Source organism: Actinomadura sp. 7K534 (assembly GCF_004348575.1).
Taxonomy (GTDB): domain Bacteria; phylum Actinomycetota; class Actinomycetes; order Streptosporangiales; family Streptosporangiaceae; genus Spirillospora; species Spirillospora livida.
This window is the reverse complement of the sequence record NZ_SMKB01000396.1, coordinates 1-3709: the sequence shown is the minus strand read 5'-3', so window position 1 is coordinate 3709 and position 3709 is coordinate 1. Positions and strand designations below refer to the sequence as shown.

The 3709-nt window shown below is 67.9% G+C and carries 3 protein-coding genes and 1 tRNA gene; 1 reads left to right on the top strand and 3 read right to left on the bottom strand.

Annotated elements, in window-relative coordinates; all coding sequences use genetic code 11:
• Positions 1-94 precede the first annotated feature (94 nt).
• From E1266_RS36190 to E1266_RS36180, 3 genes are all read right to left on the bottom strand, one after another.
• A tRNA-Met gene (locus E1266_RS36190) sits at positions 95-168 on the bottom strand.
• Between the two features lie 67 nt (positions 169-235).
• The gene (pruA, locus tag E1266_RS36185) at positions 236-1867 is read right to left on the bottom strand and encodes an L-glutamate gamma-semialdehyde dehydrogenase (RefSeq protein WP_132054943.1); all 1632 of its coding nucleotides are present in this window, start codon (positions 1865-1867) and stop codon (positions 236-238) included.
• A gap of 18 nt (positions 1868-1885) precedes the next feature.
• Positions 1886-2788 carry a proline dehydrogenase family protein gene (locus tag E1266_RS36180; protein ID WP_132054941.1) on the bottom strand — a complete coding sequence of 301 codons (903 nt, stop codon included), beginning with the start codon at positions 2786-2788 and terminating at the stop codon, positions 1886-1888.
• 115 nt (positions 2789-2903) lie between these two features.
• On the opposite strand from E1266_RS36180, the gene E1266_RS36175 reads away from it, so the two are divergent.
• Positions 2904-3709, top strand: an 806-nt coding sequence (locus tag E1266_RS36175; protein WP_132054939.1) for a PucR family transcriptional regulator, incomplete at its 3' end; no start/stop codon positions are given.

Sequence of the window (3709 nt, the reverse complement as noted above, 5' to 3'; positions counted from 1 at the left end):
GAACCGGGGGGATTGGGGGGTCGTCCCCCCAAAAACGGCGAAGAGGCCCGAGGGAAGGATGCAAAGCATCCGACCACACGGACCTCAGACCTCGTAGCGGGGGCAGGATTTGAACCTGCGACCTCTGGGTTATGAGCCCAGCGAGCTACCGAACTGCTCCACCCCGCGGTGATGGGTTAACTGTATGGGGCGGCGGGGGCTTAGGCAAACCGGTTCGGCGCTCGTCCCGGGGGTCTCAGCCCATGTGGGGGTAGCGGTGGTCGGTCGGGGGGACGAAGGTCTCCTTGATGGAGCGGGGTGAGGTCCAGCGGAGGAGGTTGAGGACGGATCCGGCCTTGTCGTTGGTGCCGGATGCGCGTGCGCCGCCGAAGGGTTGCTGGCCGACGACGGCGCCGGTGGGTTTGTCGTTGATGTAGAAGTTGCCGGCGGCGTAGCGGAGGGTTTCGGCGGCGTGGGCGGCGGCGGCGCGGTCGTCGGCGATGATGGCGCCGGTGAGGGCGTAGGCCGAGACGGATTCCATTTGCCGGAGCACGTCGTCGTAGCGGTCGTCGTCGTAGACGTGGACGCCGAGGATGGGCCCGAAGTACTCGGTGCGGAAGATGTCGTTCTCGGGGTCGTTGGAGACGAGCACGGTAGGCCGGACGAAGTACCCGACGGAATCGTCGTACGTCCCCCCGGCCAGGACACGCACGATCGGATCACCGTGAGCGCGATCGATGGCCGCCTTGTTCTTGGCAAAGGCCCGTTCGTCGATCACGGCACCCATGAAGTTGCTCAGATCGGCGACATCCCCCACAGCGAGCCCGTCGACTTCAGCAGCGAGCTCGTCGGCGAATCCCCCATCCCAAATGGACCTGGGGATATAAGCCCGCGAAGCCGCGGAGCACTTCTGCCCCTGGTATTCGAACGCGCCACGCACCAGCGCCGTCTTCAGTACGCGCCGGTCGGCCGAGGGGTGGGCGACCACGAAGTCCTTTCCGCCGGTCTCCCCCACGAGCCGCGGATACCCGCGATACCTCTCGATGTTGTTACCGACCGTCTTCCAGAGATGCCGGAAGGTCGCCGTCGACCCGGTGAAGTGGATGCCGGCGAGTTCCGGGTGGGCGAGCGCGACGTCCGACACCGCCAGCCCGTCTCCGGTGACCAGGTTGATGACGCCCGGCGGAAGACCGGCCGCTTCCAGCAACCGCATGAGGAGCACGGCCGAGTAGGTCTGCGTGGGTGAGGGCTTCCACACGACGACGTTGCCCATCAGCGCGGGCGCGGTCGGGAGGTTGGCGGCGATCGCGGTGAAGTTGAACGGGGTGATCGCGTAGACGAACCCTTCGAGCGGCCGGTGGTCGGACCGGTTCCACACGCCGGGTTCGCTGATCGGCTGCTCGGCGAGGACGCGCCGGGCGTAGTGCACGTTGAAGCGCCAGAAGTCGACGAGTTCGCAGGGGCTGTCGATCTCGGCCTGCTGGACGGTCTTGGACTGGCCGAGCATGGTCGCCGCGAGGATCGTCTCCCGCCACGGCCCGGACAGCAGGTCGGCGGCCCGCAGGAAGATCGCGGCCCGGTCGTCGAACGACAGCGCCCGCCAGGCGGGGGCGGCCTCCAGCGCGGCGGCGACGGCGTCCCGGGCGTCGTCCTCGGTGGCGTTCCCGAGGGTCCCGAGCACGGCGGCGTGCCGGTGGGGCTGCACGACGGCGACCTTGGCCCCGCCGCCGAGCCTCCGGCGTCCGCCGATCGTCATGGGCAGATCGATCGGCGTCTCCCCGGCGAGTTCGGCGAGCTCGGCCTCAAGCCGGGCGCGCTCGGGGCTGCCGGGGGCGTATCCCCGCACCGGCTCGTTCACCGGCGTCGGGACGTTGGTCACGGCGTCCATGAAAGGAGATCCTCCTGGTCAGCGGGAAACGAACGAACGGAGAAAGAACGCGAGATTGGCGGGCCGCTCGGCCAGGCGCCGCATGAAGTAGCCGTACCAGTCGACGCCGTAGGGCACGTAGACGCGCATCCGGTGCCGCCGCGCCAACCGGTCCTGCTCGGCCACCCGCACCCCGTAAAGCATCTGGAACTCATAGGACCCGGGCGCCCTTTCCCCCGCCAGCAGGGACGCGATCTCAATGATCCGCGGATCATGAGTGGCGATCATCGGATACCCGTCCGCGCCCATCAGCGTCCGCAGCCCCCGCACATAAGCGAGATCGACCTCACGCCGACCTTGAAAGGCCACTGAAACGGGCTCTGCATAGGCCCCCTTGACGAGCCGCACCCGCGACCCCGCCAAGTCCCGCAGATCACCCTCACTACGCCGCAGCATCGCCTGGACGGCAACACCCACCCACGGGAAATCGACCCGCAACTTGCCGAGGACTTCCAGCGTGGAGTCGACCGTCGTGTGGTCCTCCATATCAAGAGTGACCGTCATCCCAACACGCTCAGCAGCAGCACAGATATCCCGTGCATGGTCAAGCGCAAGCCCTTCGGACAGCCCCAGTCCAAGCGCCGACAGCTTCAAAGAGACATCGGCACCCTCAGAAAGCCGCCCCTCCTCAAGCACCGACATCAAGCGCAGATAGGCGTCCCGCGTATCCCGCGCCTGCCCGACCTCAACGGTGTCCTCACCAAGATGATCGAGGGTGACCGCGACCCCACCCCCGACCAGAGCCTCGACGACACGAACCGCCGCCTCAAGGTCGTCACCAGCGACGAACCGGTCGACGACCCCCTTGGTCAGAGGCACGGACGTCACCACGTCACGCATCCGCCGACTACGCGCGGCGGCAAGAAGCACAGGGTTCGGCATCGGGAACCTCCAGCACGAGGAACACTCCGCACGCTAGAAGCCCCCGACGCCCACCCCTATAGTCAAATGCAACTTCCAGGCCCCAGCATCTTCATACAAACGTACGATGGACCTCATGGACGACCTACAGGAGATCGCGGAACACGCGGCCGGCCTCCTCCAGGCCCCCGCGACCTTGGAGGACCGCGACTTCCACCTGGTCGCCTACGCCGCCCACGGCGACACCATCGACCCCGTACGGCTGGACTCGATCCTGCGCCGCCGCGCGACGGGCACCGTCCGGGCCCGCTTCGAAAGCCACGGCATCGCCCGCGCCAAGGGTCCCGTCCGCATCCCGGCCGACCCCTCCCTGGGCCAGCTGGGCCGCCTGTGCCTGCCCGTGCGCTGGAACAACGTCACCTACGGCTACCTCTGGCTCCTGGACGACGAGGAACGCATAACCCCCGACCAGGCAGCCGAAGCGATGCCCCTCTGCGACCGCGCCGCCCTCCTCATGGCCCGCCAGGCCAGGGAACGCGACGACCTGGGCTGGAAGGTAGCCGACCTCCTCTCAACCCACCCGGAGCCCCGCACCCGAGCAGCCGACGACCTGACAGGGATAACGGCCCCACCCTTCACAGTCGCGGTCCTGCGAACCCCAAGCCCCGAACCACTGAACCCTTGGCTGCTGCCCCACTCGGTCCTGACCACGTTCTGGCAACGAGACCACGTCCTACTGATCCCGGCCACGACCTCGACCCCGACCACCCTCGACCGAGCCCGCCTGCTCCTGGAAGAACGCAACGCCCCCGTCCAGATAGGCGTCCACTCCCCCTGCCCGACCCTCGACGACGTCCACGAAAGCTGGCAACGCGCCCGAGTGGCAGCCCGCGTCGCCACCCCAGGCGAAACCCGCGACTGGAACACCCTGGGCGCTCTCCG